Genomic DNA, 24,360 nt, shown 5'->3' on the forward strand with positions numbered 1-24,360 from the left:
TTCGAAATCCACAAATCCCCTTGAAATGCAAAAAAGAGCCTCATTATCATGAATTTGGCTCTTTTAAAATGATATTTTTCAATCCGGAAAATTCCTACAAACCGCTGGCTATCTCAAATTTACAGTTGGAAAATTGGGTAATGTTACCACAAAATATGGTGTAGAGGTACATAGAAAATAATGCAATTGCCCCGTTAAAGTCCTATTTCACCATGAATACCGAATACCTTCTTCTCCACAAATATGAGCTTCTGGTAACCGGTTACATCATAGGTATTTATTTCCAGGAGGTTATTCCGTTTCACCGCATTGAGAAGTAGTTTCTTCTCGGAGTTATAGACCTTATTTGACGCGCGGATCAAAGCCTCGACACGTAATGGCTGCTTTAAAACGGAATCTGTATCGATCTTCAAATAAGATACGGGCAGGTCATTGCCTGGTTTAATGCGGTATTCATAACTGAGTGGGCCGTTTTGAAGCACTTCGTAACTCTGGCGATAAGAAGGTTTGTTAATATCAGCCTGTACAAACAGTTCGAGCTCCTTCTTCCAATCTACTTCGCGCGTTTTCGAAGTTTCGCGTTTGCTTCCGAGGATCGCCGTCTTGCTAACTTCCGGTTTCTTTTCATTCAAATACACGATCTGATTTTCAATGAAACCCTTTAAATCATAATAGGCTTTCGGGGCGTCGTCGCGGGTTTCTTCCGGACGACAGGATACCAATAAAGATAACAGAGCTACTGCGACGATAGTAAGGAAGCGGTAATGCATGGGTTGAAGATGTGGCTAAAAAAACAGAGAGCCCGAAGGACTCTCTGTGGGTTAACATCAATCGATGTCTGAAAGTTTTAGAGAATGCTTGTTCCCGTCATCTCTGCCGGCTGCGGAATTCCCATCAATGCCAGAATAGTCGGCGCGATGTCAGCCAGTTTTCCATTGTTGATCGGCTTTTGGTATTCATTATCCACCAGAATGCACGGCACAAGGTTCAATGAATGCGCAGTATTCGGCGAGCCATCGTCATTCGACATGTAATCCGAGTTACCGTGGTCGGCGATGATGATCGACGAATAGCCGTGCTCCAAACCGGTTGTTACCACAGCCTGTACGCATTGATCAACCGTCTCGCAAGCTTTCACAGCCGCCTCGAAAACACCGGTATGGCCTACCATGTCGGGGTTAGCAAAATTGAGGCACACGAAATCTACTTCTTCTTTCACCAACTCAGGCACGATCGCATCGCGAATGTCGAATGCCGACATTTCGGGCTGCAAATCGTAGGTCGCTACTTTCGGGGAAGGGCAAAGCAAGCGGCTTTCACCTTCGAAAGGCTTCTCGCGGCCTCCCGAGAAGAAGAATGTAACGTGTGGGTATTTCTCGGTTTCAGCAATGCGGATCTGCTTCTTACCAGCCGATTCGAGCACTTCGCCGAGGGTATTGTTGAGGTTATCTTTATCAAAAATCACATCCACGCCTTTGAAAGTGTCATCATAGTTGGTCATGGTGACGTATTTCAAATTGAGCTTATGCATATTCTGCTCGTGGAAATCCTGCTGCGTGAGCGCCTGCGTGATCTCGCGGCCGCGGTCGGTGCGGAAGTTGAAGCAAAGCACTACGTCGCCGTCCTGGATCAATGCAAGCGGAGATCCGTCCGCATTGGTAGCGATGATCGGCGTGATGAATTCGTCGGTAACACCTTCTTCATAGGAAGCTTGTACAGCTTTCAAAACGTCGGCCGCCGGCACGTGCTTGCCTTCCCCGTGCACCATGGCATCATAAGCCAGTTTCACGCGCTCCCAGCGCTTATCGCGGTCCATTGCGTAATAGCGACCGGTAATGCTGGCAATGCGGCCGGTGCTTTGCGCCATCGATTCGGTCAACTCGGTCAGGAAGCCCAGCCCGCTCTTAGGATCGGTATCGCGGCCGTCGGTGAATGCATGTACGAAGACGTCGTTCAGACCACGGTCAGCAGCGATTTGGCAAAGGCCTTTCAAATGATCGATGTGCGAATGCACGCCGCCATCTGAAACGAGACCGATGAAATGGATTTTCTTGCCTTCTGCTTTCGCGTAGTCGAGCGCCTGCGCGAGAGCGGGCTCCTGTGCGAGCGTGCCTTCGGATACCGCGAGGTTGATTTTTACCAGGTCCTGATAAACCACGCGACCGGCACCGAGATTTGTATGCCCTACTTCGGAGTTACCCATTTGTCCGTCGGGCAAGCCCACGGCCAGGCCACTCGCTTCGAGTTTGCTATGCGGGTATTTTTGAAGAATGGAATCGTAGAATGGGGTATTTGCCGCCAGGATAGCGGAACGGTTCTCCTCGCCGACTTTGGCGATTCCCCAGCCGTCCATGATAATGAGGATGACTTTCTTGCTCAATGTATTCTGAAATTAAGATGATATTTAAAAGAGTAATAGCCTACTCTTCCTTTTTACTTTCGACAGGCTGATTGTTTTCGTCCACAATCACATATACTTCTTCGTTGGGTTTACGCATCATAAACTTCTCGCGCGCCCACTTTTCAAGCATTTTAGGATTTCCGAAAACCTCATTCCGCTCTTTTTTCACCTCTTTGATCTTCGTTTCCAGAATCGCTTTTTCCTTTTCGAGATCTTTCATTTTCATCCGGTTCGACATCACGACCCGGATATTGTTATTGTCGAGGAACAATATCCATATCAGCCACACGACGAACGTGGCGATATAGAAGTTCTTTAATGTGTGCAGAGACCAGAATGAGTGGTTTTTCATATTTGAAATACCCTTAAACAAGAACCGGAGCACTGGGCTCCGGCTCTTATATGGTTTGAATTAGAATTTCAATCCTGGGAAGTATGCGCTTTCGCCCAGTTCTTCTTCAATACGGAGAAGCTGGTTGTATTTCGCCATACGGTCAGAACGTGAAGCCGAACCGGTTTTGATCTGGCCTGTGTTCAATGCAACCGCGAGGTCAGCGATGGTAGCATCTTCTGTTTCACCTGAACGGTGCGACATAATGCTCTTATAGCTGTTGCGTTTTGCGAGGTTTACAGTATCGATGGTTTCAGTCAAAGAACCGATCTGGTTTACTTTCACCAATACCGCGTTAGCGATTTGTGATTCGATACCTTGTTGCAGACGAGTTACGTTTGTAACGAACAAATCGTCACCTACCAGCTGGGTTTTCTTGCCGATAGAGTCTGTGAGGGTTTTCCAACCAGCCCAATCGTCTTCGTCCATACCATCCTCAATTGAGATGATAGGGTATTTAGCCACCCATTGAGTCCAGTAGTCAGCCATTTCATCAGAAGTCAGCTTGCGGCCGTCTGATTTTTTGAAGTGGTAAAGGCCGTTTTCGTAGAATTCGGAAACAGCAGCATCCATAGCGATAAAGATTTCTTCGCCTGGCTTGTAACCTGCTTTCTCGATAGCTTGAAGCACTACTTCGATAGCCTCTTCATTCGATTTGATGTTTGGGGCAAAACCACCTTCGTCACCTACGTTGGTCGAGTAGCCTTTGCTTTTCAAAACGGTTTTCAGAGTATGGAAAACTTCAACACCCATGCGCAATGCTTGCGAGAATGTATCAGCTTTGGCAGGCATGATCATGAACTCCTGGAAATCGATAGAGTTATCCGCGTGGCTACCTCCGTTCAGAATGTTCATCATTGGTACCGGCAATGTGTTGGCGTTGGTACCACCCACATAACGGTACAATGGAAGGTTAGCTTCCTGTGCAGCAGCTTTCGCAGCAGCCAGAGAAACACCCAGGATCGCATTCGCACCCAACTTCGCTTTGTTAGGCGTGCCATCCAGTTCCAGCATGATTTTATCAATAAGGTTCTGCTCGAATACCGAGCAGCCGATCAGTTCAGGGAAAATGATGTCGTTTACATTTTCAACCGCTTTCAAAACTCCTTTTCCAACGTAAACGCTCTTGTCGTCGTCGCGAAGCTCAACTGCCTCGTGCTTACCGGTAGAAGCTCCGGAAGGAACTGCAGCGCGTCCCAGATAACCATTCTCGGTACGAATATCAACTTCTATTGTAGGGTTTCCTCTTGAATCCAGAATTTGTCTTGCATGTACTGACTGAATCGTACTCATTTGCAGCTTGTGGTTTAATTAAATTTGGAATATGGTTAACGGTACAAAATAACGCAAAAAAATCGTTATCCATAAACTCGAATTCATTTTAGGCTAAATTTACAGGCTAGTCAACCATGCCATTTACTATGAGATTAACCCACATTCTGACCACCGCATTACTTAGCCTACCCCTTGCATTACAAGCTCAGAAACAGCTCACTACCGACGAATTCGAAAAACAACTGGCCAAATCCGGCGACGCCCAGCTGCTGGACGTGCGCACGCCCGACGAGTATGGCGAGGGCCATTTGGCGAAAGCTGCGAACGTAGATTATAAAAGTCCTGATTTCAAGGGAAAAATTGCAAAACTCGACAAGAACAAGCCGGTGTACGTGTATTGCCTCTCCGGAGGAAGGAGCGCCGCAGCCGCTACCGCATTGCACGAAAGCGGTTTTAAAGAAGTTTATGATATGAAAGGCGGCTACCTGAAATGGAATACTTCGGGCAAGGCCGTGGAAGGCGCCAACAAGGCTGGCGTGAAGGGAATGAGCTCCTCAGAATTTAACAAAATCATAAATTCCGAAAAGGTCGTCCTGATCGACATTCACGCCAAATGGTGCCCGCCTTGCGTGAAAATGCTGCCTACCGTTGCGAACTTGCAAAAGGAATACATGGGTAAGGCCAGGATCGAAACGATCGCTTACGACCCCAATAAAGCACTGGTGAAAGAACTCGGCGTTGAAGAGCTCCCGGCATTTCTGTTGTACAAAAACGGCAAGCTCGTTTCGCGCAAGAACGGCTTTATGGAAGAAAAGGAATTTCGCGCGTTGCTGGATGCCCAACTGTAAATCAATACCAGCGTTATCGAAAAAGGCTCCTTCACATTACGTGGAGGAGCCTTTTGATTTTATGCTTTGCTTGCTTCGAGCAACTTAATGAACTCATCGAACAAGTAACGTGAATCGTGCGGACCAGGCGATGCTTCCGGGTGGTACTGCACCGAGAATGCCGGGTAATCCTTTCTACGGATACCTTCGATTGTCCTGTCATTGAGGTTTATGTGTGTAACCTCGATATCCGGGTGGCTTTCGATCTCGTCGGGCTTCACTGCGAAACCGTGGTTCTGCGAAGTAATTTCGCAAAGACCTGTGATCAGGTTTTTCACCGGGTGGTTCAAGCCGCGGTGGCCGTGGTGCATTTTATAGGTATTGATCCCACTCGACAGCGCCAGCAACTGGTGACCAAGGCAGATACCGAAAAGCGGCTTAGCTGTTTCCACCATTTGGCCCACGTTTTCAACCGCATAAGGCATTGCCGAAGGATCGCCCGGGCCGTTCGAGATAAAGAAACCGTCGGGGTTCCATTCCAGTACCTCTTCGTAAGACGTTTGTGCAGGGAAAACCTTGCAATAGCAGCCTCTTGAAGTCAGGTTTAGCAGAATGCTCTTCTTAATGCCATAATCCATTACCGCAACACGGAACTTGGCAGTGGCCTCGTCGCCCATGAAGTAAGGCTCCTCGGTTGTTACTTCCGAAGAAAGCTCCAATCCATCCATAGAAGGCACTTTCTTCAATTCTTTCATCAGTTCCACTTCATCGAGGATCTCAGAAGAAATAATGGCGTTCATTACCCCCTTCTCGCGCACGTGGCGCACGAGGTGGCGTGTGTCCACATTGCTGATACCAACGATGTTTGCTCTTTCGAAATACTCTTGCAGAGAGAAATCAGCGGTGTCACGCGAGTAGATCTGTGAGAATGTGTTACAAACCATCCCGCGGATCTTAACCGAGCCAGATTCCTCCTCGTCTTCCAGCTGCACGCCGTAGTTACCGATGTGCGAGTTGGTATTTACGATGATCTGACCGTAATAGGAAGGGTCTGTGTAAATCTCCTGGTAGCCGGTCATGCCCGTGTTAAAGCAAATTTCGCCACCTGTGGTTCCACTTTTACCCAAAGCGAGTCCTTTGTATGCTGTTCCGTCTTCTAGCAACAACAGAGCTTCCTTTTTCTGATTCATATTATGGTTTAAATCTATTTCCCGGCCTGTTCTGGGCCATTTTCAGGCGGCCGGCTCAATTTTGGTGCAAAAATACGACTTTTTACTCAAAAAAAAGGGTTAAACGAAACCGTTCAACCCTTTTCCTATATTTCAATTTCCGATTTCCAAACTATTCTTTTTCAGTTTCGCCTGGTGTTTCTTCTGTTTTCGGAGCTTCTTCGGCAGGAGCCTCAGTTTCCGCTACGATCGGATGATCTTCTTTCTTTACAGGAGCAGCTTCAACAGCTCCTTCTTTCTTACCACCTCTTCTGCTACGACGAGTCTTAGCAGGTTTGTCGGCGTTAGCAAGCAACAGTGCATCGTTGAAATCAACCAGCTCGATCAAAGCAGTTTCAGCCGCGTCACCCAAACGGTTGCCCAATTTGATGATACGAGTGTAACCGCCCGGACGAGATGCGATTTTGTCTGAAACGACACCGAAAAGTTCTTTCGTAGATTCTTTGTCGTTCAGGTAAGAGAATGCTATCCTTCTGTTGTGGGTAGTATCTTCTTTCGCACGAGTCAGCAGAGGCTCAACGAACTTGCGAAGTTCTTTTGCCTTAGCCAGGGTTGTTTCAATTCTTTTGTGAAGGATCAAAGAGGAAGCCATGTTTGAGAGCATCGCCTTGCGGTGTGATGCGGTTCTTCCTAAGTGATTGTCCTTTTTACCGTGTCTCATTGTTTTGTTGTTTAGTTGCTTCGAGCGGCGCGGTTAGCGCGCTACAGAATACATACTTATGATGGAATTTAATTAATCCTCGTCCAGACGGTACTTCGACACGTCCATTCCAAATGTGAGCTGCTTGTCGGCTACGAGTTGCTCCAACTCAGTGAGTGATTTCTTACCGAAGTTCCGGAATTTCATCATATCAGAAATTTCGAGTCTTACCAGGTCACCCAAAGTTTTCACATCCGCAGATTTCAAACAGTTGTAAGCGCGTACTGAAAGATCCAGTTCAGACAATGAAGTCTTCAACAGTTTTCTCATACGCAGCATTTCCTCATCAACCTGATTGTCTTCTTCTGCTTTCTGCTTCTCAAACGTCATAGTTTGGTCAGAGAACAGCATGAAGTGTTGGATCAGAATATTGGCAGCGCCTTTCAATGCATCTTCCGGGTGGATTGAACCATCGGTTTGGATGTCGATCAAAAGACGTTCGTAGTCGGTACGCTGTTCAACACGCGTGTTTTCAACGCTGTATTTCACATTTTTGATAGGCGTATAAATGGAGTCTACCGCGATGTAGCCGAACGGAAGCTCATTAGCCCGTGGCTCGTCTGCCGGTACGTAACCTCTACCTTTATCCAAGAGAAGTTCCATTTCGAACTCCTTTTGATCATCTATATGGCAAATGACCAGATCCGGATTCAGGACCTCAAATGCGCTTGTAAACTTGCCAATGTCGCCGGCAGTGATTACCGATACATTTTTAAGGTTTACAACGATCCTGCTTTCACTCAGGTCAGAAACTTTTTTAAAACGAACCATTTTCAGGTTCAGGATGATTTCCGTAACATCCTCAACTATACCTTCGATAGAAGAAAATTCGTGAAGCACGCCTGGGAACTTCACACTCGTGATGGCGTAACCTTCCAAAGACGAAAGGAGAATCCTACGCAACGCATTACCAATGGTTACGCCGTATCCTTTCTCTAAAGGCTTAAACTCAAACAACCCGTGAAAGTCGTCTGCTTTCTCCATGACGACCTTATCAGGCATTTGGAAAGCTAATATTGACATAGTCCTTGCTCCTTTTATAGTAGTAAATGATAGTTGATCACGCTACCTTACCTTTGCGATCGCAAAATTGCGCTGTTGCCAGCAAAAAAAGCACTACCCCGGATATCCGGGGAGTGCATGTAATATGAAGATTATTATTTAGAATACAATTCAACGATCAGCTGCTCGTTGATGTTTTCTGGAATTGACTCGCGGTCTGGGAAAGTAATGAATTTGCCAGAAAGCTCCTGACCGTTCCATTCCAACCAGCTAAAACCTTTTGAACTATGTCCTGCAAGGCTGTCGGTTACAGCTTCGAGAGATTTAGATTTCTCACGAACGGTAACAACCTGGCCTGGACGCAATGAATAAGAAGGGATGTTCACGATTTCACCGTCAACCAGGATGTGCTTGTGCGAAACGAGCTGGCGGGCAGCACGACGCGTGGGAGCGATACCCAAGCGGTAAACTGTATTATCCAGACGTGCTTCACAGAACTTCAACAAGTTTTCACCCGTGATACCGTCTTTTACAGAAGCTTTCTCAAACAGGCTACGGAATTGTCTTTCGAGGATACCGTAGATGAATTTCACTTTTTGTTTCTCAGCCAATTGCAGAGCGTACTCCGACTTCTTTGACCGACGACCCTTTCCGTGCATTCCGGGAGGGTAATTTTTCTTTGCAAGCGCTTTGCTTGGGCCCATGATGGGCTCTCCGTAACGTCTTGCGACTTTGGTTTTGGGACCTGTATAACGTGCCATTAAAACTATTTGTTTACTAAATTGATAAAAACCATTCTGTAACCCCAGTGTCCAAATTACGAATGGGTACCTTGCGGTACTAACTAATTACTATACTCTACGGCGTTTTGGAGGACGGCATCCGTTGTGCGGAAGCGGAGTGATGTCACGGATAGTGGTCACCTCGATACCTGCATTCTGGATAGTACGGATCGCAGACTCACGGCCTGATCCTGGTCCTTTAACGAAAACCTCTGCTTTACGCATTCCGAGGTCGAACGCAACTTGCGCAGCGCTCTGTGCAGCAGTTTGTGCTGCATATGGAGTGTTCTTCTTAGAACCACGGAATCCCATTTTACCGGCAGAACCCCAAGAGATAACTTGTCCGTTGCTGTTGGTAATTGAGATGATGATATTATTGAAAGAAGCTTTGATGTGAACCTGACCAACAGGCTCAACAACAACCACTCTCTTTTTTGCTTTATCTTTTCTTTTATTCTGTGCCATTGCTCTTGGAATAAGTTGTGGATCGCTCCACCGCTCACTTTATTATTTAGTAGCCTTTTTCTTGTTCGCGATAGTTTTGCGTTTACCCTTACGAGTACGTGAGTTGTTTTTCGTTCTCTGACCACGCAAAGGCAATCCTTTACGGTGACGGAGACCACGATAACAAGCGATATCCATAAGACGCTTAATGCTCAACTGAACCTCAGACTTAAGAGCGCCTTCAACTTTAAATTCCCCAGCAATAACCCCACGGATCGCACCAGACTCTTCGTCGGTCCAGTCGATCACTTTTTTATTCAAATCAACACCTGCCTTTTCGAGGATTTTCTTAGCCGAGCTACGGCCGATCCCGAAAATATAAGTCAATGAGATTTCGCCTCTTTTGCGATCTGGAATGTCTACTCCTGCAATACGTGCCATAATTATTATCCTTGTCTTTGTTTATACCGTGGGTTCTTCTTGTTAATAACGTACACTTTACCCTTCCGGCGGATAACCTTGCAGTCCTCGCTGCGTTTCTTTACTGATGCTTTGACTTTCATCTGATTAAACTAAGTGTTAATTTAAGGTAATCGATCCCCTTACTTGTACCGATATGTAATCCGGGCCTTCGATAGGTCGTAAGGAGACATTTCCAGCTTTACTCTGTCACCCGGCAATATTTTGATATAGTGCATTCTCATTTTACCTGAGATGTGCGCTATCACTTCATGCTTGTTCTCTAATACAACACGAAACATTGCGTTTGACAATGCTTCGAGAATTACTCCGTCTTGTTCGATTGATGCTTGTTTTGCCATTCGTAGCGTTTGTTACTGTACTTCAACCATAAGGCTGGTGTTGGCCGTCACTTTTTCAATGTAATCGAATGTTGTCAGAATTTCAGCCTTCCCTTTTCTCACAACTACGGTATGTTCGAAATGCGCGGAATACTTTCTGTCGTTAGTCCGGATCGTCCAGCCGTCGCGCTCTTGCACAACTCCTTTCGCTCCCAGGTTGATCATTGGCTCGATGGCCAAAACCATCCCTTCTCTCAACCGTATTCCTTTGCCTCTCTTCCCGTAGTTCGGTACTTCCGGAGCTTCATGCAGATCCCTGCCCACTCCATGCCCTACCAATTCTCTCACCACTGTATAACCACGGTCTTCAACAAAACTTTGAACCGCGTGGCCGATATCTCCTATCCGAAGGCCGTCTACCGCTTGCTCGATACCCTTGTACAGGGATTTCTTGGTTGCGGTAAGGAGGTTCATCACTTCTTTGGAAACTTCTCCCACCGGGTAAGTGTACGCGCTGTCGCTATGATAGCCATTCAGCTTGACCCCGCAGTCGATGGAAACGATGTCCCCCTCTTTTAGCACGTAGCCCCCGGGAATCCCGTGGACTACAACTTCATTAACCGATATACAAAGAGAGGCCGGAAACTTGTTGAATCCCTTGAATGAAGGGATCCCACCGTTGTCTCTGATATACTCCTCAGCAACTGCGTCCAGCTTTCCGGTTGTAACACCCGGTTTAACCCAGGTAGCTACTTCGGCGTGTGCTTTGCCGAGCACTTGAGCACTAACCTTTATCAGGTTGATTTCCTCTTCTGTTTTAAGATAAATCATTTCAGATTGCTACGCTCTCGGTGCGTCCTTTTACACGTCCCGACTTCATCAAACCTTCGTAGCGACGCATCAGCAAGTAGCTTTCAACCTGTTGCAAGGTATCTAGCACCACACCTACCATGATCAGCAATGAAGTTCCTCCGAAGAAGTGAGCGAAGTCAGTCGAGATTCCCAGCAGGCTTGCGAATGCCGGCAAAGTAGCAACTACTGCAAGCATCAATGCGCCAGGGAAGGTGATACGGTCTAACACAGAGCTGATGTATTCAGATGTCTGCTGACCTGGTTTCACACCGGGGATAAACCCGCCTCCACGCTTCATATCATCAGCGATTTGCTGAGGGTTTACCGAAATCGCGGTATAGAAGAACGTAAATACAATAATCAATACTGCGAACAGGAGGTTGTACTGCCAGGTTGTGTAGTTAGCAAAAATCGTGGCTACGTTGCTGGCAAAATCACTTTTCTCAGCGAAATATGACGCACCCAGTGAAGGGATGAACATCAGAGCCTGGGCGAAAATGATCGGCATTACACCTGCTGCATTCAATTTCAATGGAAGATATTGACGCTGACCACCCATTACGCGGTTACCCACCACTTGCTTAGCATACTGGATAGGAATACGACGAACAGCTTGAGTCAACATTACCGCACCCATAATCACAAAGTACAGAGCGACAATTTCCAATACAAAAACAAGAATCTGGCCGCTACCTCTTGATACGAATTCTTTATAGATCGCACCAGGGAAACGCGAAACGATACCGATCATGATCAGCATCGAAATACCATTACCGATACCCTTGTCTGTGATTCTTTCACCGAGCCACATACAGAACATTGTACCCGCTGTCAGTACGAATACAGACGAAACGGTGAACATGCTTCTGGAAACCAGAAGAGCCTCGTCAGGTACAGTGGTATTCAAATACGCAGTACCTTGAACAAGTGTAACAACGATAGTCAGAACCCGGGTGATTTGGTTCAGCTTTTTACGTCCTGATTCCCCTTCCTTCTGCATCTTCTGGAAATATGGCAATGCCATAGTCAAAAGCTGGATTGCAATGGAAGCGGAGATGTAAGGCATGATACCCAACGCAAAAATGGACGCTTTGCTAAAAGCGCCACCTAAGAAAGTATCCAGCAACCCCAACAATCCCTGAGAGGATACATTCATTTGATCAGGTTCAACACCTGGCAACGCAACGTAAGACCCCAACCGGAAGATCGTTATAAACAAAAGAGTGTTGAGAATACGTGTTCTCAACTCCTCAATCGCAAATATGTGTTTTATAGTCTCTAAAAATCGTTTCATCTTCTGGGCTTACAACGCTCTGTTCAAAGTAAACAAATTCTGTCGGGTATCGCAGCTAAATTACAATTTAACTGCTTTACCTCCCGCCTTCTCGATAGACTCGATAGCCGACGCAGAAAACCCATGAGCCTGAACTTCAACCGCAGAAGTGATTTCACCACGGTTAAGGATCTTAACCAGGTCATTCTTTGCGCTGAGACCATTTTCACGAATCAGATCCAAAGTTACTACCGCAGCTCCGGTTTTCTCAACCAACGCCTGGATTGCATCCAGGTTCAACGCCTTGTATTCAACGCGGTTGATGTTGTTGAAACCGAATTTCGGCAAACGTCTTTGAAGAGGCATCTGACCACCTTCAAAGCCCAGCTTGCGGCTGTAACCTGAACGCGACTGCGCTCCTTTGTGTCCACGTGCAGCAGTGCCTCCTTTTCCGGAACCCTGGCCACGTCCAACCCGCTTTCCTACCTTAACGGAACCAGCAGCCGGTTTTAATGAACTTAAATTCATACTATTCGTATATTAAATTTCTTCAACTTTAACCAAGTGGCTTACCTTGCGGATCATTCCCGCGATGGCATCGCTGTTTTCTTTCTCAACAGACCGGTTCAGTTTACCAAGGCCCAACGCTTTAATTGTCAGCTTTTGGTTCTCAGGGCGGTCAATTGTGCTCTTAACTTGTGTAATACGTACTTTTGACATGATTACTCTCAGATTGAGGATAATCCCGAAGGATTATCCGTTGAATACTTTTTCCAATTTAACGCTGCGTTGGAAAGCAACCTGATGCGGAGCTCTCATTTTCAAAAGAGCGTCAATTGTAGCCTTAATTACGTTGTGCGGGTTCGAAGAACCTTTGGATTTCGCAAGTACGTCTTTGATACCTGCACTTTCCAATACCGCGCGCATCGGGCCACCTGCCAGTACCCCTGTACCAGGAGCAGCCGGCTTGATCAGAACGAAACCACCGCTGAACTTACCTTCCATTTCGTGAGGAACGGTATGTTTAAGCATAGGAATTTGGATCAGGTTTTTCTTAGCATCGTCAATTCCTTTGGCGATCGCGTCAGTTACTTCATTGGCTTTGCCCAATCCGTAACCTACAACTCCGTTTCCGTCTCCAACTACCACGATGGCAGAGAAGGAGAAACGACGACCACCTTTTACTACTTTTGCTACCCGGTTGATCGCTACAACGCGCTCTTTCAGGTCTGATTCGTTAACCTTTGAAGGTCTTGTATTTGTAGACATAGTCTTTGTTATACTTAGAATTTCAGGCCACCCTCACGAGCTCCGTCGGCCAATGCTTTTACCTTACCGTGGTACAAATATCCGTTACGGTCGAAAACCACTGCCTGGATACCTGCTTCCTGCGCTTTCTCAGCGATCTTTTTACCTACCTGGGCAGCAACTTCAACGTTTGCGTTTTCTTTTCTGCCTCCCAGTTCTACCGATGATGCACTTGCAAGGGTAATTCCTTTGATATCATCGATAATCTGAGCATATATGCTTGTGTTCGAACGGAAGACTGATAGTCTCGGGCGTTCTGCGCTTCCCTTCACCCGCTTACGGATGTGAAGTTTAAGGCGTGTTCTTCTATCTGCTTTTGCGTTAGCCATCTTAAATCTTATCTTACTTGTTTATAACATTGATCGGTGGCTACGCACTATTTCTTAGAAGCAGACTTACCTGCCTTACGACGGACCACTTCACCAACAAAACGGATACCTTTTCCTTTGTAAGGCTCAACTTTGCGAAGGGATTTGATTTTCGCTGCTACTGCACCGATCAACTCCTTGTCGATACCTTCGAGAATCACCTTAGGGTTCTGACCTTTTTCTGAGGTCGTAGCAACCTTAATTTCCTCTGGGATCGCCATGAAGATGTTGTGCGAGTAGCCCAATTGAAGTTCGAGAACATTGTTCGCCGAGCTCGCCTTGTAACCTACCCCGATAATTTCAAGCTCACGCTTGTAACCTTCACCTACACCGATCACCATGTTGTTCAACAGGGAACGATAAAGGCCGTGCAATGCTTTGTGACGCTTTTGCTCTGTAGGGCGCGTTACTTTAACCTCGCTGCCTTCCACTTCAACAGTGATATCGCTATCAACCGCTTGGGTAAGTGTGCCTTTGGGGCCTTTTACAGATACTACGTTATCGTCTGCAACCGATACGGATACACCCGCCGGCAACGTGATAACTTTATTTCCTATTCGTGACATTTCCTGAATAACTTTTAAATATTAATACACGAAACATAACACTTCACCACCCACATTCAGTGTCTTAGCTTCTTTATCTGTCATTACACCTTTCGATGTAGAGATGATCACTGTTCCTAAGCCGCCCAATACACGTGGCAGTGTTGATGAACCTGAATATTTACGTAGTCCAGGCTTACTAACCCTCTCCAATTTCACAATTGCAGATTGCTTTGTCACAGGATTGTATTTCAAAGCGATCTTGATAACTCCCTGAGGACCAACCTCGTCGAATTTATAGCTTTGAATGTACCCCTTGTCAAAAAGTACCTTTGTAATCTCTTTTTTTATGTTGGATGCAGGTATCTCAACAACCCGGTGCTTCGCTTTGATAGCGTTTCTGAGTCTCGTCAGATAGTCTGCTATGGGATCCGTTAACATGTTTATGCCAAGTTTAAACACCCCCTTTTGAACGGGAGTGCAAAGTTAAGTAATTGAAATCAGAATTGAAAGTATTCTTACCAACTTGATTTTGTAACTCCTGGAATTTTTCCATCTGACGCCATGTCGCGGAAGAGTACCCGGGAAATTCCGAATTTACGCATATAACCGCGAGGTCTTCCGGTGATTTTGCACCGGTTGTGCAGGCGTACAGGAGAAGAGTTACGTGGTAACTTGTCAAGACCAACCCAGTCACCGGCAGCTTTCAACTTGCTACGTTTTTCAGCGTAGCGCTCTACTAGCGCTTGTCTTTTTCTCTCCCGTGCTTTTACTGATTCTTTTGCCATTGTCGGTAAATAATCTTTGTAATTTTATCTTATTTGTTCGCGTTGGTGAAAGGCATTCCCAATGCTTTCAGCAGTTCGTAGCTCTCTTCGTCAGAGTTGGTAGAAGTCACGAAAGTGATATCCATACCAGTGATTTTTGCCACTTTTTCGATGCTGATTTCAGGGAAAATAATCTGCTCTTTCACACCGAACGTATAATTTCCACGTCCATCGAATCCTTTGTCGCTGATACCTTTGAAGTCACGTACACGTGGCATTGCAATGGTAGTCAAACGGTCGAGGAATTCGTACATCTTGTCACCACGAAGCGTTACTTTCGCTCCGATAGGCATGTTCTCACGCAACTTAAAGTTAGAAACCGCCTTCTTAGAAACAGTAGCGATCGCTTTCTGTCCTGTGATCAGGCTCAACTCTTCCACACCGGTGTCAACAAGTTTCTTGTCTGCCACAGCAGCTCCGATACCTTTGTTGATAACAATCTTTGTCAAGCGGGGAACCTGCATGCTTGATTTATACTGGAACTTCCCCTTCAATTGCGAAACGATTTCGCTAACGTATTTCTCTTTTAATCTAGGCGTTGCCATGTTTGAAAGTGATTATGTGGATTGCCGACCCACGCGCTTTTTTATAAAATTCGACTGCTTTCGGCAAATCCGGACTACAATAAGTTTCCGGATTTTTTCGAAAAGCGTTGGAGTTTTCCTTTGTCGTTCGCTTTGCGGCCGGTTCTTGAAGCTTCTCCTGTTTTAGGATCCACTACCATCAGGTTGCTGATGTGAATAGCGCCTTCGCGTTTTTCGATGCTTCCTTGTGGGTTTTGCGCGTTTGGCTTAACGTGCTTGGTGATCATGTTCACACCTTCCACAGTAGCTCTCTGTTTTTCTACAAGCACCTTGGTGATTACGCCTGTTTCGCCTTTTGCGTTACCTGAAATCACTTTCACGGTATCACCTTTGCGAACGTGCAATTTTGCCGGTGCTTTTTTATTTGTACTTTCCATTGAGGTATTCTCTTAACAGTTTAAAGAAATACTGATGTTTCTTACAACACTTCTGGTGCCAGTGATACGATTTTCATGAACTGCTTCTCGCGCAACTCGCGGGCAACTGGTCCGAAAATACGTGAACCACGTGGTTCGTCATTGTTGTTCAATAAAACTGCCGCATTATCTTCAAACCGGATGTAAGTTCCATCTTTGCGACGTACCTCTTTTTTAGTACGTACAACCACGGCTTTGGAAACCGTTCCTTTTTTCATGTTGCTCGAAGACAGAGCGGATTTCACTGTCACGACGATCTTATCGCCCACCGAAGCGTAACGCTTTCCAGTTCCGCCCAATACCCGGATTACGAGTACTTCTTTTGCGCCACTGTTATCGGCTACTGACAGTCTTGATTCTTGTTGTACCATGATTACTTCGCTCTTTCAAGGATTTCTACTAATCTCCAACGCTTGTTTTTGCTAAGCGGACGAGTTTCCATTACACGGATAGTATCACCGATACCAACCTGGTTTGTTTCGTCGTGAACCATCAGCTTGGTAGTCTTAGTCATAAACTTACCATACTTGGCGTGTTTCACTTTACGCACGACAGTGATCACACAGGATTTCTCCATTTTGTTGCTCACTACCTTGCCAATTCTCTCTTTACGTAAATTTCTTTCTGTTGCCTCCATAATTTCTAAACTGTTTACTGTTGGTTAGATTTAGCCGACAGCTCGGTTAAGAGTCTTGCAATTTCCTTACGTGAGGCGCGAATACGCAAAGGGTTCTCAATTGGAGAAATAGCATGCGCAAATTTCAACCGGAGTAAGCGCTCTCTCTCTTGGGCGATCTGCTCTTTCAGCTGATCCTGCGACAGATTCTTTATTTCTTTACTAGTCATTGCTTTTGATAATTAGCGGTTCTAAATACGTTCGGACTACTATGATTCCTGATAATCCCGGCGTACGACGAACCTTGTCTTAATTGGCAACTTTTGTGCAGCCAAACGCAATGCTTCGTTTGCAGTATCCAGCGCTACACCAGTCGCTTCGAAAATGATAGTTCCAGGCTTAACAGGAGCTACCCAATACTCAGGAGCACCTTTACCTTTACCCATACGAACCTCTGCAGGTTTCTTGGTAATCGGTTTGTCAGGGAATACACGGATCCAAACCTGACCTTCGCGTTTCATCGCACGTGTTACCGAGATACGAGCTGCTTCGATCTGACGAGCAGTCAACCAACCTGGTTCCAGTGCCTTTATTGCAAACGAGCCAAAAGCGATCTCATGTCCACGGGTCGCGAGACCGTTGTGCGAACCTTTGTTCTTTTGTTGTTTGCGAAATTTTGTCCTTTTCGGCTGTAACATGATTCTGTTCTATTTGAACCGGTTTGATACCGGAAAGTATCTGATTACTTCTTCTTGTTCTTGTTGCGTTTGCGACGATCTGCGTCTCCGCCACCGCCTTCGCCACGTGGAGCGCCGTCGTTTCTGTCACGACCGCCTCTTCTGTCGCCACGTCCACCGCGATCGTTACCACGCTCGCCGCCTTGTGCGCTTCTTTCAGCTCTGTCGGATGCCGCAGTAGCCGCGCTTGGAGTCAGGTCACGCTTTCCGTACAATTCACCTTTGAAGATCCATACTTTAATACCGATCTTACCGTAGATAGTTTGTGCTTCGGAGATAGCGTAATCGATGTCCGCTCTCAATGTATGCAAAGGAATACGTCCTTCTTTGTATTCTTCTGTACGGGCCATTTCAGCACCACCCAGACGACCTGCCAAACGAATTTTGATTCCTTGTGTTCCTACACGCATTGCAGAAGCGATCGATTGCTTCATCGCACGACGGTAAGAAATACGAGCCTGCAATTGCTGAGCGATTGCTTCGCCTACCAGTTTCGCATCGATTTCAGGGCGTTTGATTTCGTAGATGTTGATCTGAACATCTTTGCCTGTAATCTTTTTAAGCTCTTCTTTGATTTTATCAACTTCGCTACCACCTTTTCCGATCACGATACCCGGACGGGCAGTGTGGATTGTCAATGTGATGCGCTTCAATGTACGTTCAATAACTACTTTTGAAATCGATCCTTTCGGGATACGTGCTTTGATGTAGTTACGGATTTTCTCGTCTTCAACCAGTTTGTCAGAGAAGTCTTTTCCTCCGTACCAGCTAGATTCCCATCCTCTAACAATTCCTAGTCTCAGACCTATCGGATTAACCTTTTGTCCCATTCGAAATAGATCGTTTTACTTATGATTCGATTACTGCTTCATTTACTGACACCGACGCGTCGTCTACCACGATTGTGATGTGGTTGGAACGCTTACGGATTCTGTGTGCTCTTCCCTGAGGTGCAGGGCGCAAACGCTTCAACATACGTCCACCGTCGATGAAAACGGTTTTAACGATCAGGTCAGCGTCTTCCAGTTTTGATCCTTCATTCATTTGCTGCCAGTTGGCAACAGCAGAAAGAAGAACTTTGTGCAAAACCGGCGATGAAGCTCTCGGTTGGAATTTCAAAAGTGCCAACGCTTTGCTGACCTTCTGTCCGCGAATCATGTCGGCCACCAGTCTCATCTTGCGAGGAGAGGTAGGCACGTCTTTTAATATAGCTCTTGCTTCCATGTTTCTTTTCAGATATCGGCTCGTCCGTTAGGACCAGCTACGTCGACAAATTATTTTCTTCCTTTATCTTTTTTTGCGGTGTGGCCACGGAAGTTACGGGTTGGAGAGAACTCGCCCAGTTTGTGTCCTACCATGTTTTCAGTCACGTAAACCGGAATGAATTTGTTTCCGTTGTGAACTGCAAATGTGTGCCCGATAAAATCAGGCGAAATCATTGAGCGCCGCGACCAGGTCTTGATGACAGATTTACGCGACGAGTTGTTCATCGTTTCAACTTTGGCTTCGAGACGAAAGTCGATATATGGTCCTTTTTTTAATGAGCGTGCCATGTTCTACTTATTTTTTACGACGGCTGATAATCAATTTCTCAGAATGCTTGTTGCGGTTACGTGTCTTAAGACCTTTCGCGAACTGACCATTTCTAGAACGAGGCTGACCTCCTGACGAACGGCCTTCACCACCACCCATCGGGTGATCAACAGGGTTCATAGCAACACCACGTACGCGTGGACGACGTCCCAACCATCTTCTGCGTCCTGCTTTTCCAAGCGAAACGTTCATGTGGCTGGCATTCGAAACAACACCAACTGTTGCGATACAAGTAGCCAATACCATACGCATTTCGCCTGATGGCATTTTCAATACGGCATATTTACCACCTTCTCTCGCTACCAGCTGCGCGTAAGCACCGGCGCTTCTTGCAAACTGACCACCTTTACCAGGAGTCAATTCGATATTGTGTACGATCGTACCGACAGGCATAGATCCCAATGGAAGGGCATTTCCAACCTCAGGAGCTACTGAATTGCCGGACACGATAACTTGTCCAACTTTCAGGCCGTTCGGAGCGATGATGTAACGTTTTTCTTGGTCCTCAAACTGGATCAGGGCGATACGCGCTGAACGGTTTGGATCGTATTCGATCGTAAGGACAGTAGCGGGAGCGTCGAAACGATTTCTTTTGAAGTCGATAACGCGGTATTTTTTCTTGTGACCGCCACCAATATATCGCATGGTACGATGTCCCTGGCTGTTACGACCACCTGTTCTTTTGATGGGTTCCAGAAGACTCTTCTCAGGTTTCGACGCGGTGATCTCCTCGAATGTAGGAGCCGAGCGGAAACGCTGACCAGCACTTGTAGGTTTTAATTTTTTAACTGCCATTTGCTATTAACTCGTCTAATGATTTGAAATCGTTCAACTAGGCTTCACCGTAGATATCGATGGCTTCGCCTTCGGCTACTGTAATGATCGCCTTTTTGATAGTTGACGTTTTTCCAGTGACAAACTTACCTCCCGATGTGCGGGATTTGCTTTTACCAATGCTGCGCATGGTGTGAACGCTTTCTACGGTAACCCCGAACAGTTTCTCAACAGCTTTCTTGATCTCTACCTTGTTTGCAGTAAGGGAGACTTCGAAAGCGTATTTACCTTGACCACCCTGAGCCGTTACCTTTTCGGTTATAATCGGACGTTTCAGTACACTCATTGTTATTTGTTCAATTGGGTTTCCAAAATAGAAATAGCAGATTCACTAATCAGAAGACGGTCTGCATTCATCAGGTCATATGTATTTACCGAATCAACAGTAGTAACTTTCGCTTTTGGAATGTTACGGCTCGACAGGTATACATTGTTATCGATCTCAGGAAGGATCAATAATGTTTTGGTGTTCACCAGTGAAAGGGAATTCAAAACATTCAAGTAAGACTTTGTTTTAGGAGCATCAAAAGTGAAGGCCTCCAAAACAGAGATAGCGGAAGAAGCAGCTTTAACTGAAAGCGCAGATTTGCGCGCCAGAGCTTTTACTTTCTTGTTCAGTTTGAAACCGTAAGTACGCGGGCGTGGACCGAAAATACGACCACCACCTACGAACACTGGCGACTTCATGCTACCTGCACGAGCACCGCCGGTTCCTTTCTGGCGTTTCAGCTTGCGTGTTGAGAGGCTAACCTCTGCACGCTCCTTTGATTTGTGCGTTCCCTGACGCTGGTTAGCCAGGTAAAGCTTCACATCGAGATAGATAGCGTGCGTGTTAGGTTCGATGCCGAATACTTCCTCGGACACGTTTACCTTCTTGCCGGTATCTTCTCCTTTTATATTTAATACGGACAGTTCCATTGGTACTACTTCTCAATGATTAGAAATGAATTCTTTGAACCAGGTACCGAGCCACTCACAACGAGAATGTTTTGCTCAGGTATCACTTTCAGAATACGCAAATTCTGAATCTTTACACGATTGTTACCCATGCGTCCACCCATACGGATACCTTTGAATACGCGTGATGGGAATGAACAAGCACCAATCGAACCTGGGTGACGGGCCCTGTTGTGCTGACCGTGTGTCTGACCACCTACCCCGCCGAATCCGTGACGTTTTACAACACCTTGGAAACCACGACCTTTGGCAGATCCTACTACGTCAACAAACTCGCCTTCTTCAAAGATGTCCTGTACGGACAATGAAGTTCCAAGTTCATGTTCCACTTCGAATTCCTTGAACTCAACCAATTTTTGTTTGGGAGTCGTGTTGGCTTTCTTGAAGTGGCCAATCAGAGGCTGGGAGGTGTTCTTTTCTTTCTTCTCACCAAAACCTAACTGGATAGCCTTATAGCCATCCTTTTCTTCGGACCTAACTTGTGTTACAACACAAGGACCAGCTTGGATCACAGTACATGCCAGAGCCTGCCCGTCAGCATTGTACAAACTAGTCATTCCGATTTTTTTACCAATTAAACCAGACATGTTTGAAATTTAAATTTAGCAGGTAAAACCCCTTAATCTTTAAAACGGACTGCAAAGGTAGAAAAAACGATTTTCATATCCTAACAGCCTAAAAATATTTCTCGCTGATAATCAGCAAAAAAGGTCAGATGAACGAACATCTGACCTCATTTTTCGAGAAGCTGACTGATCCGTGGCATAACCCTGTGCCTGTCAGGCTTTTCTGAGCTCAGATGTGGTTTCCAGAGGAACCCGGACCTTCATCCAATTTATGTAGTTGCTTAACTGAATAAGCTGGTATTACTAAACTTTGATCTCTACGTCAACGCCGCTTGGCAATTCGAGCTTCATCAGGGCGTCTACCGTTTTTGCACTTGTAGAGAAGATATCCACCAAACGCTTGTAAGTACAAAGCTGGAATTGCTCTCTTGATTTCTTGTTAACGTGCGGCGAACGAAGAACAGTGAATTTCTCTGTCTTTGTAGGCAAAGGAATAGGACCGCTTACTACCGCGCCTGTTGCCTTTACTGCCTTAACGATTTTCTCAGCTGACTTGTCAACCAAGTTGTGGTCGAATGACCGAAGTTTGATACGGATCTTTTGATTCATTGTATTTGTTTGTTTCCGGTTCAGAAAATCTCATCAGGTTGCCTGACAATTACACCTGCGAAAGAACCATTTACTTCACAGGCTATATCATAGAAAATGCGTTGCAGAATCGCTCCTGCAACGCATTCGTTTTATTAAGCTTTAACGAGGCCTTTCGCTTTCTCGATCACCGCCTCAGCGATGTTATTCGGTACGATTTCGTAGTAAGCGAATGTCAGGGATGCAGTAGCGCGTCCTGATGACATCGTACGAAGGTCAGTTACATAACCGAACAATTCTGAAAGAGGTACATCCGCCTTGATAACCTGCGCACCGTTACGGGTATCCATACCGCGCATGATACCACGACGACGGTTAAGGTCACCTGTGATAGGACCAGTGTACTCGTCAGGAGTCAGAACTTCCACGTGCATGATAGGCTCCATCAATTTCGATCCGGCGTGACGCGCAGCTTCTTTAAAACCAAGCTTGGCAGCCAATTCGAAAGAGAGTGAATCTGAATCGACATCGTGGAATGAACCGTGGAACAAACGCACTTTCATCGAATCCAATGGATATCCTGCAAGCGCACCGTTGATCATCGCAGCTTCGAAACCTTTCTGTACAGGAGCGATGAATTCGCGAGGGATAGCACCACCCACAACTTCGTTCACAAACTGCAAGCCTTGTTTCGGCTCTTTGCCTTCTTCGTTATCGTCACGTGGCCCGATTTCGAATACGATGTCAGCAAATTTACCACGACCACCTGTTTGTTTCTTGTAAACCTCGCGGTGCTCGTAGTTCTTGGTAAGAATCTCTTTGTAAGCAACCTGAGGAGCACCCTGGTTTACTTCCACTTTGAACTCACGACGCATACGGTCGATGATGATTTCAAGGTGAAGCTCACCCATACCTTTGATGATCGTCTGACCAGTCTCTTCGTTTGATTCAACTTGGAGGGTTGGATCTTCTTCGATCAGCTTGGTGATCGCTTTCGAGAAGTTATCGCTGTCAGCAGCTTTCTTAGGCTCGATCGCATAACCGATTACCGGCTCTGGGAACACCATTGATTCGAGGATGATAGGCGATTTCTCGTCAGAAAGGGTATCCCCTGTTTTGATATCTTTGAAACCTACTACCGCACCAATATCACCTGCTTCAAGCTTGTCGATTTGATTTTGCTTGTTAGCGTGCATTTGGAAGATACGTGAGATACGCTCTTTGTTACCTGAACGGTTGTTCAATACATACGAACCTGATTCAAGCACACCCGAGTAAGAACGGATGAAGCAAAGACGACCTACGTAAGGGTCAGTAGCGATTTTGAATGCAAGCGCACAGAAAGGATCTGTTTCTGAAGGCTTACGGCTTACTTCGTTTCCAGTGCGTGGATCTGTACCAACGATATTCTCGCGGTCCAAAGGTGAAGGCAGGATAGCCATCACGTAATCCAACATGGTTTGAACTCCTTTGTTTTTGAAAGAAGAACCGCAAACCATCGGAACGATCTTCATGCTGATAGTCGCAGCGCGCAATGCAGCAAGGATTTCGTCTTCTGTGATTGAGTTTGGATCTTCGAAGTATTTCTCCATCAAAGTCTCGTCGAACTCAGCAACCGCTTCGAGCAATTTCTCTCTCCATTCGGTAGCTTCTTCCAACATATCGTCAGGAATAGGCACCTCGGTGAAAGTCATACCTTTATCAGCTTCGTTCCACTCGATACCGCGGAAGTTAACGAGGTCAACTACACCACGGAAAGTATCTTCTGCACCGATAGGCAATTGAAGAGGTACAGCGTAGCTGCCCAACATCTCTTTAACCTGGGTACAAACTTTCAGGAAGTCAGCACCTGAACGGTCCATTTTGTTCACGAAACCGATACGTGCTACATTATAGTTGTTAGCAAGGCGCCAGTTTGTTTCAGACTGAGGCTCAACACCATCAACTGCACTGAAAAGGAACACAAGACCATCCAATACACGGAGTGAACGGTTTACCTCAACGGTAAAGTCAACGTGACCCGGAGTATCGATGATGTTGATGTGGTATTTTTCGTTGCGGTAGTTCCAGTTAACAGTCGTAGCAGCGGAAGTAATAGTGATACCACGCTCCTGCTCCTGCTCCATCCAGTCCATCGTAGCAGCACCATCGTGCACCTCTCCGATTTTGTGGCTAACCCCTGCGTAGTAAAGGATACGCTCCGTTGTCGTTGTTTTACCGGCATCGATGTGCGCAGCAATACCTATGTTTCTTGTTAATCTTAAATCACGTGCCATGACAGATGGTGATGTGTTTTTTTATATTCAAAGTGCAATTCAATGCGAAGCTGTTCGAACTTTCCTCTTAGCGTAAAGTGCTGGTTTTGAAAATTCAGAGCGCAAAAGTATAAATTGTTGATTATAAAAACAATTAAGGAAAAGTTATTTTTCTCAAAACCATTAAAAT

General features: G+C 46.0%; 37 protein-coding genes. 1 reads left to right on the forward strand and 36 read right to left on the reverse strand.

Annotation, left to right across the window (positions count from 1 at the left end):
- Positions 1-194: 194 nt before the first annotated feature.
- The 4 genes from J2Y43_RS06035 to eno all read right to left on the reverse strand — a co-directional run bounded on the left by J2Y43_RS06035 (position 195) and on the right by eno (position 4,085).
- Entirely contained in the window at positions 195-770 is a 576-nt protein-coding gene (locus tag J2Y43_RS06035; RefSeq protein ID WP_309980794.1) for a hypothetical protein, read from the reverse strand.
- 77 nt (positions 771-847) lie between these two features.
- Complete coding sequence (gene gpmI / locus J2Y43_RS06040; RefSeq protein WP_309980793.1) at positions 848-2,380, reverse strand: 2,3-bisphosphoglycerate-independent phosphoglycerate mutase; 1,533 nt, start codon at positions 2,378-2,380, stop codon at positions 848-850.
- A gap of 40 nt (positions 2,381-2,420) precedes the next feature.
- A complete protein-coding gene (locus tag J2Y43_RS06045) occupies positions 2,421-2,753 on the reverse strand; it encodes a septum formation initiator family protein (RefSeq protein ID WP_223401972.1) in 333 nt (110 codons plus the stop codon).
- A gap of 60 nt (positions 2,754-2,813) precedes the next feature.
- Positions 2,814-4,085, reverse strand: a complete 1,272-nt coding sequence (gene eno / locus J2Y43_RS06050) for a phosphopyruvate hydratase (RefSeq protein WP_223401970.1) — start codon at positions 4,083-4,085, stop codon at positions 2,814-2,816.
- A gap of 128 nt (positions 4,086-4,213) precedes the next feature.
- Here eno and J2Y43_RS06055 point away from each other — a divergent pair, with 128 nt between their 5' ends.
- Entirely contained in the window at positions 4,214-4,915 is a 702-nt protein-coding gene (locus tag J2Y43_RS06055; protein ID WP_309980792.1) for a rhodanese-like domain-containing protein, read from the forward strand.
- A 59-nt stretch (positions 4,916-4,974) separates the two neighbouring features.
- On the opposite strand, the gene carA is transcribed toward J2Y43_RS06055, so the two are convergent.
- The 32 genes from carA to fusA all read right to left on the reverse strand — a co-directional run bounded on the left by carA (position 4,975) and on the right by fusA (position 24,191).
- Positions 4,975-6,084 (reverse strand): glutamine-hydrolyzing carbamoyl-phosphate synthase small subunit, encoded by a 1,110-nt coding sequence (gene carA, locus J2Y43_RS06060; protein ID WP_309980791.1) that lies wholly within the window; start codon positions 6,082-6,084, stop codon positions 4,975-4,977.
- Positions 6,085-6,235: 151 nt separating this feature from the next.
- Positions 6,236-6,784 carry a 50S ribosomal protein L17 gene (gene rplQ, locus J2Y43_RS06065; protein ID WP_223401964.1) on the reverse strand — a complete coding sequence of 183 codons (549 nt, stop codon included), beginning with the start codon at positions 6,782-6,784 and terminating at the stop codon, positions 6,236-6,238.
- A gap of 72 nt (positions 6,785-6,856) precedes the next feature.
- On the reverse strand, positions 6,857-7,846 hold the full coding sequence (locus tag J2Y43_RS06070; protein ID WP_019941751.1) for a DNA-directed RNA polymerase subunit alpha: 990 nt from the start codon (positions 7,844-7,846) through the stop codon (positions 6,857-6,859).
- A gap of 134 nt (positions 7,847-7,980) precedes the next feature.
- On the reverse strand, positions 7,981-8,586 hold the full coding sequence (gene rpsD, locus J2Y43_RS06075) for a 30S ribosomal protein S4 (RefSeq protein ID WP_309980790.1): 606 nt from the start codon (positions 8,584-8,586) through the stop codon (positions 7,981-7,983).
- 90 nt (positions 8,587-8,676) lie between these two features.
- Entirely contained in the window at positions 8,677-9,072 is a 396-nt protein-coding gene (gene rpsK, locus J2Y43_RS06080) for a 30S ribosomal protein S11 (RefSeq protein ID WP_015813813.1), read from the reverse strand.
- A gap of 42 nt (positions 9,073-9,114) precedes the next feature.
- Positions 9,115-9,492 (reverse strand): 30S ribosomal protein S13, encoded by a 378-nt coding sequence (rpsM, locus tag J2Y43_RS06085; RefSeq protein WP_090152054.1) that lies wholly within the window; start codon positions 9,490-9,492, stop codon positions 9,115-9,117.
- 5 nt (positions 9,493-9,497) lie between these two features.
- On the reverse strand, positions 9,498-9,614 hold the full coding sequence (gene ykgO, locus J2Y43_RS06090; protein ID WP_015813811.1) for a type B 50S ribosomal protein L36: 117 nt from the start codon (positions 9,612-9,614) through the stop codon (positions 9,498-9,500).
- 39 nt (positions 9,615-9,653) lie between these two features.
- Positions 9,654-9,872 (reverse strand): translation initiation factor IF-1, encoded by a 219-nt coding sequence (gene infA, locus J2Y43_RS06095; protein WP_015813810.1) that lies wholly within the window; start codon positions 9,870-9,872, stop codon positions 9,654-9,656.
- Positions 9,873-9,884: 12 nt separating this feature from the next.
- Positions 9,885-10,682: a type I methionyl aminopeptidase gene (gene map / locus J2Y43_RS06100; RefSeq protein ID WP_309980789.1), complete on the reverse strand. Its 798-nt coding sequence runs from the start codon at positions 10,680-10,682 to the stop codon at positions 9,885-9,887.
- 1 nt (position 10,683) lies between these two features.
- On the reverse strand, positions 10,684-11,997 hold the full coding sequence (secY, locus tag J2Y43_RS06105) for a preprotein translocase subunit SecY (RefSeq protein WP_223401960.1): 1,314 nt from the start codon (positions 11,995-11,997) through the stop codon (positions 10,684-10,686).
- Between the two features lie 60 nt (positions 11,998-12,057).
- The gene (gene rplO / locus J2Y43_RS06110) at positions 12,058-12,504 is read right to left on the reverse strand and encodes a 50S ribosomal protein L15 (RefSeq protein ID WP_015813807.1); all 447 of its coding nucleotides are present in this window, start codon (positions 12,502-12,504) and stop codon (positions 12,058-12,060) included.
- A 12-nt stretch (positions 12,505-12,516) separates the two neighbouring features.
- On the reverse strand, positions 12,517-12,696 hold the full coding sequence (gene rpmD / locus J2Y43_RS06115; protein ID WP_090152043.1) for a 50S ribosomal protein L30: 180 nt from the start codon (positions 12,694-12,696) through the stop codon (positions 12,517-12,519).
- A 33-nt stretch (positions 12,697-12,729) separates the two neighbouring features.
- Positions 12,730-13,245 (reverse strand): 30S ribosomal protein S5, encoded by a 516-nt coding sequence (rpsE, locus tag J2Y43_RS06120; RefSeq protein WP_015813805.1) that lies wholly within the window; start codon positions 13,243-13,245, stop codon positions 12,730-12,732.
- A 14-nt stretch (positions 13,246-13,259) separates the two neighbouring features.
- Positions 13,260-13,613 carry a 50S ribosomal protein L18 gene (gene rplR / locus J2Y43_RS06125; RefSeq protein ID WP_106594292.1) on the reverse strand — a complete coding sequence of 118 codons (354 nt, stop codon included), beginning with the start codon at positions 13,611-13,613 and terminating at the stop codon, positions 13,260-13,262.
- Between the two features lie 47 nt (positions 13,614-13,660).
- The gene (rplF, locus tag J2Y43_RS06130; RefSeq protein ID WP_309980788.1) at positions 13,661-14,218 is read right to left on the reverse strand and encodes a 50S ribosomal protein L6; all 558 of its coding nucleotides are present in this window, start codon (positions 14,216-14,218) and stop codon (positions 13,661-13,663) included.
- A 21-nt stretch (positions 14,219-14,239) separates the two neighbouring features.
- A complete protein-coding gene (rpsH, locus tag J2Y43_RS06135) occupies positions 14,240-14,638 on the reverse strand; it encodes a 30S ribosomal protein S8 (protein WP_026350532.1) in 399 nt (132 codons plus the stop codon).
- Positions 14,639-14,715: 77 nt separating this feature from the next.
- Positions 14,716-14,985, reverse strand: a complete 270-nt coding sequence (gene rpsN, locus J2Y43_RS06140) for a 30S ribosomal protein S14 (protein ID WP_015813801.1) — start codon at positions 14,983-14,985, stop codon at positions 14,716-14,718.
- A gap of 29 nt (positions 14,986-15,014) precedes the next feature.
- Positions 15,015-15,569 carry a 50S ribosomal protein L5 gene (rplE, locus tag J2Y43_RS06145; protein ID WP_015813800.1) on the reverse strand — a complete coding sequence of 185 codons (555 nt, stop codon included), beginning with the start codon at positions 15,567-15,569 and terminating at the stop codon, positions 15,015-15,017.
- Between the two features lie 74 nt (positions 15,570-15,643).
- Positions 15,644-15,985, reverse strand: a complete 342-nt coding sequence (gene rplX, locus J2Y43_RS06150) for a 50S ribosomal protein L24 (protein WP_019941742.1) — start codon at positions 15,983-15,985, stop codon at positions 15,644-15,646.
- Positions 15,986-16,026: 41 nt separating this feature from the next.
- Positions 16,027-16,395, reverse strand: coding sequence for a 50S ribosomal protein L14 (gene rplN / locus J2Y43_RS06155; protein ID WP_015813798.1), 369 nt, complete (start codon positions 16,393-16,395; stop codon positions 16,027-16,029).
- 2 nt (positions 16,396-16,397) lie between these two features.
- Complete coding sequence (gene rpsQ / locus J2Y43_RS06160; RefSeq protein ID WP_090380017.1) at positions 16,398-16,661, reverse strand: 30S ribosomal protein S17; 264 nt, start codon at positions 16,659-16,661, stop codon at positions 16,398-16,400.
- Positions 16,662-16,675: 14 nt separating this feature from the next.
- The gene (gene rpmC / locus J2Y43_RS06165) at positions 16,676-16,870 is read right to left on the reverse strand and encodes a 50S ribosomal protein L29 (protein ID WP_015813796.1); all 195 of its coding nucleotides are present in this window, start codon (positions 16,868-16,870) and stop codon (positions 16,676-16,678) included.
- 39 nt (positions 16,871-16,909) lie between these two features.
- Positions 16,910-17,338 (reverse strand): 50S ribosomal protein L16, encoded by a 429-nt coding sequence (gene rplP / locus J2Y43_RS06170; RefSeq protein WP_019941740.1) that lies wholly within the window; start codon positions 17,336-17,338, stop codon positions 16,910-16,912.
- Positions 17,339-17,382: 44 nt separating this feature from the next.
- Positions 17,383-18,207, reverse strand: coding sequence for a 30S ribosomal protein S3 (gene rpsC / locus J2Y43_RS06175; RefSeq protein WP_019941739.1), 825 nt, complete (start codon positions 18,205-18,207; stop codon positions 17,383-17,385).
- 19 nt (positions 18,208-18,226) lie between these two features.
- Complete coding sequence (gene rplV, locus J2Y43_RS06180; protein ID WP_309980787.1) at positions 18,227-18,601, reverse strand: 50S ribosomal protein L22; 375 nt, start codon at positions 18,599-18,601, stop codon at positions 18,227-18,229.
- Positions 18,602-18,651: 50 nt separating this feature from the next.
- The gene (gene rpsS / locus J2Y43_RS06185; RefSeq protein ID WP_015813792.1) at positions 18,652-18,930 is read right to left on the reverse strand and encodes a 30S ribosomal protein S19; all 279 of its coding nucleotides are present in this window, start codon (positions 18,928-18,930) and stop codon (positions 18,652-18,654) included.
- Between the two features lie 7 nt (positions 18,931-18,937).
- On the reverse strand, positions 18,938-19,765 hold the full coding sequence (gene rplB / locus J2Y43_RS06190) for a 50S ribosomal protein L2 (protein WP_090152019.1): 828 nt from the start codon (positions 19,763-19,765) through the stop codon (positions 18,938-18,940).
- A gap of 37 nt (positions 19,766-19,802) precedes the next feature.
- Complete coding sequence (gene rplW / locus J2Y43_RS06195) at positions 19,803-20,090, reverse strand: 50S ribosomal protein L23 (protein ID WP_015813790.1); 288 nt, start codon at positions 20,088-20,090, stop codon at positions 19,803-19,805.
- Positions 20,091-20,092: 2 nt separating this feature from the next.
- The gene (gene rplD, locus J2Y43_RS06200) at positions 20,093-20,722 is read right to left on the reverse strand and encodes a 50S ribosomal protein L4 (protein ID WP_106594289.1); all 630 of its coding nucleotides are present in this window, start codon (positions 20,720-20,722) and stop codon (positions 20,093-20,095) included.
- Positions 20,723-20,727: 5 nt separating this feature from the next.
- A complete protein-coding gene (rplC, locus tag J2Y43_RS06205) occupies positions 20,728-21,348 on the reverse strand; it encodes a 50S ribosomal protein L3 (protein ID WP_015813788.1) in 621 nt (206 codons plus the stop codon).
- 282 nt (positions 21,349-21,630) lie between these two features.
- Positions 21,631-21,936 carry a 30S ribosomal protein S10 gene (rpsJ, locus tag J2Y43_RS06210; RefSeq protein ID WP_015813787.1) on the reverse strand — a complete coding sequence of 102 codons (306 nt, stop codon included), beginning with the start codon at positions 21,934-21,936 and terminating at the stop codon, positions 21,631-21,633.
- Between the two features lie 134 nt (positions 21,937-22,070).
- Positions 22,071-24,191 carry an elongation factor G gene (gene fusA, locus J2Y43_RS06215; RefSeq protein WP_309980786.1) on the reverse strand — a complete coding sequence of 707 codons (2,121 nt, stop codon included), beginning with the start codon at positions 24,189-24,191 and terminating at the stop codon, positions 22,071-22,073.
- Positions 24,192-24,360: the final 169 nt, after the last annotated feature.

The organism is Dyadobacter sp. BE31 (genome assembly GCF_031457695.1).
In the GTDB taxonomy this organism is placed as follows: Bacteria; Bacteroidota; Bacteroidia; order Cytophagales; family Spirosomataceae; genus Dyadobacter.

Coding starts and splice junctions, on each gene's coding strand:
- rplX (WP_019941742.1), bottom strand. CDS start 15,985: ATGGAAAGTACAAATAAAAAAGCACCGGCAAAATTGCACGTTCGCAAA.
- infA (WP_015813810.1), bottom strand. CDS start 9,872: ATGGCAAAACAAGCATCAATCGAACAAGACGGAGTAATTCTCGAAGCA.
- rplW (WP_015813790.1), bottom strand. CDS start 20,090: ATGAGTGTACTGAAACGTCCGATTATAACCGAAAAGGTAACGGCTCAG.
- carA (WP_309980791.1), bottom strand. CDS start 6,084: ATGAATCAGAAAAAGGAAGCTCTGTTGTTGCTAGAAGACGGAACAGCA.
- rplF (WP_309980788.1), bottom strand. CDS start 14,218: ATGTCACGAATAGGAAATAAAGTTATCACGTTGCCGGCGGGTGTATCC.
- eno (WP_223401970.1), bottom strand. CDS start 4,085: ATGAGTACGATTCAGTCAGTACATGCAAGACAAATTCTGGATTCAAGA.
- rpsM (WP_090152054.1), bottom strand. CDS start 9,492: ATGGCACGTATTGCAGGAGTAGACATTCCAGATCGCAAAAGAGGCGAA.
- rpsD (WP_309980790.1), bottom strand. CDS start 8,586: ATGGCACGTTATACAGGTCCCAAAACCAAAGTCGCAAGACGTTACGGA.
- ykgO (WP_015813811.1), bottom strand. CDS start 9,614: ATGAAAGTCAAAGCATCAGTAAAGAAACGCAGCGAGGACTGCAAGGTT.
- rplV (WP_309980787.1), bottom strand. CDS start 18,601: ATGGAAGCAAGAGCTATATTAAAAGACGTGCCTACCTCTCCTCGCAAG.
- rpsK (WP_015813813.1), bottom strand. CDS start 9,072: ATGGCACAGAATAAAAGAAAAGATAAAGCAAAAAAGAGAGTGGTTGTT.
- J2Y43_RS06045 (WP_223401972.1), bottom strand. CDS start 2,753: ATGAAAAACCACTCATTCTGGTCTCTGCACACATTAAAGAACTTCTAT.
- rplP (WP_019941740.1), bottom strand. CDS start 17,338: ATGTTACAGCCGAAAAGGACAAAATTTCGCAAACAACAAAAGAACAAA.
- J2Y43_RS06055 (WP_309980792.1), top strand. CDS start 4,214: ATGAGATTAACCCACATTCTGACCACCGCATTACTTAGCCTACCCCTT.
- rpsH (WP_026350532.1), bottom strand. CDS start 14,638: ATGTTAACGGATCCCATAGCAGACTATCTGACGAGACTCAGAAACGCT.
- rplN (WP_015813798.1), bottom strand. CDS start 16,395: ATGGTACAACAAGAATCAAGACTGTCAGTAGCCGATAACAGTGGCGCA.
- rpsN (WP_015813801.1), bottom strand. CDS start 14,985: ATGGCAAAAGAATCAGTAAAAGCACGGGAGAGAAAAAGACAAGCGCTA.
- J2Y43_RS06070 (WP_019941751.1), bottom strand. CDS start 7,846: ATGTCAATATTAGCTTTCCAAATGCCTGATAAGGTCGTCATGGAGAAA.
- fusA (WP_309980786.1), bottom strand. CDS start 24,191: ATGGCACGTGATTTAAGATTAACAAGAAACATAGGTATTGCTGCGCAC.
- rpsC (WP_019941739.1), bottom strand. CDS start 18,207: ATGGGACAAAAGGTTAATCCGATAGGTCTGAGACTAGGAATTGTTAGA.
- rplQ (WP_223401964.1), bottom strand. CDS start 6,784: ATGAGACACGGTAAAAAGGACAATCACTTAGGAAGAACCGCATCACAC.
- rpsS (WP_015813792.1), bottom strand. CDS start 18,930: ATGGCACGCTCATTAAAAAAAGGACCATATATCGACTTTCGTCTCGAA.
- rpsJ (WP_015813787.1), bottom strand. CDS start 21,936: ATGAATCAAAAGATCCGTATCAAACTTCGGTCATTCGACCACAACTTG.
- secY (WP_223401960.1), bottom strand. CDS start 11,997: ATGAAACGATTTTTAGAGACTATAAAACACATATTTGCGATTGAGGAG.
- rplE (WP_015813800.1), bottom strand. CDS start 15,569: ATGGCAACGCCTAGATTAAAAGAGAAATACGTTAGCGAAATCGTTTCG.
- rpmD (WP_090152043.1), bottom strand. CDS start 12,696: ATGTCAAAAGTACGTATTACACAAGTTAAGAGCACAATTGACCGCCCT.
- rplD (WP_106594289.1), bottom strand. CDS start 20,722: ATGGAACTGTCCGTATTAAATATAAAAGGAGAAGATACCGGCAAGAAG.
- rplC (WP_015813788.1), bottom strand. CDS start 21,348: ATGTCTGGTTTAATTGGTAAAAAAATCGGAATGACTAGTTTGTACAAT.
- rplO (WP_015813807.1), bottom strand. CDS start 12,504: ATGAATTTAAGTTCATTAAAACCGGCTGCTGGTTCCGTTAAGGTAGGA.
- map (WP_309980789.1), bottom strand. CDS start 10,682: ATGATTTATCTTAAAACAGAAGAGGAAATCAACCTGATAAAGGTTAGT.
- rplR (WP_106594292.1), bottom strand. CDS start 13,613: ATGGCTAACGCAAAAGCAGATAGAAGAACACGCCTTAAACTTCACATC.
- rpsQ (WP_090380017.1), bottom strand. CDS start 16,661: ATGGAGGCAACAGAAAGAAATTTACGTAAAGAGAGAATTGGCAAGGTA.
- rpsE (WP_015813805.1), bottom strand. CDS start 13,245: ATGTCTACAAATACAAGACCTTCAAAGGTTAACGAATCAGACCTGAAA.
- rplB (WP_090152019.1), bottom strand. CDS start 19,765: ATGGCAGTTAAAAAATTAAAACCTACAAGTGCTGGTCAGCGTTTCCGC.
- J2Y43_RS06035 (WP_309980794.1), bottom strand. CDS start 770: ATGCATTACCGCTTCCTTACTATCGTCGCAGTAGCTCTGTTATCTTTA.
- rpmC (WP_015813796.1), bottom strand. CDS start 16,870: ATGACTAGTAAAGAAATAAAGAATCTGTCGCAGGATCAGCTGAAAGAG.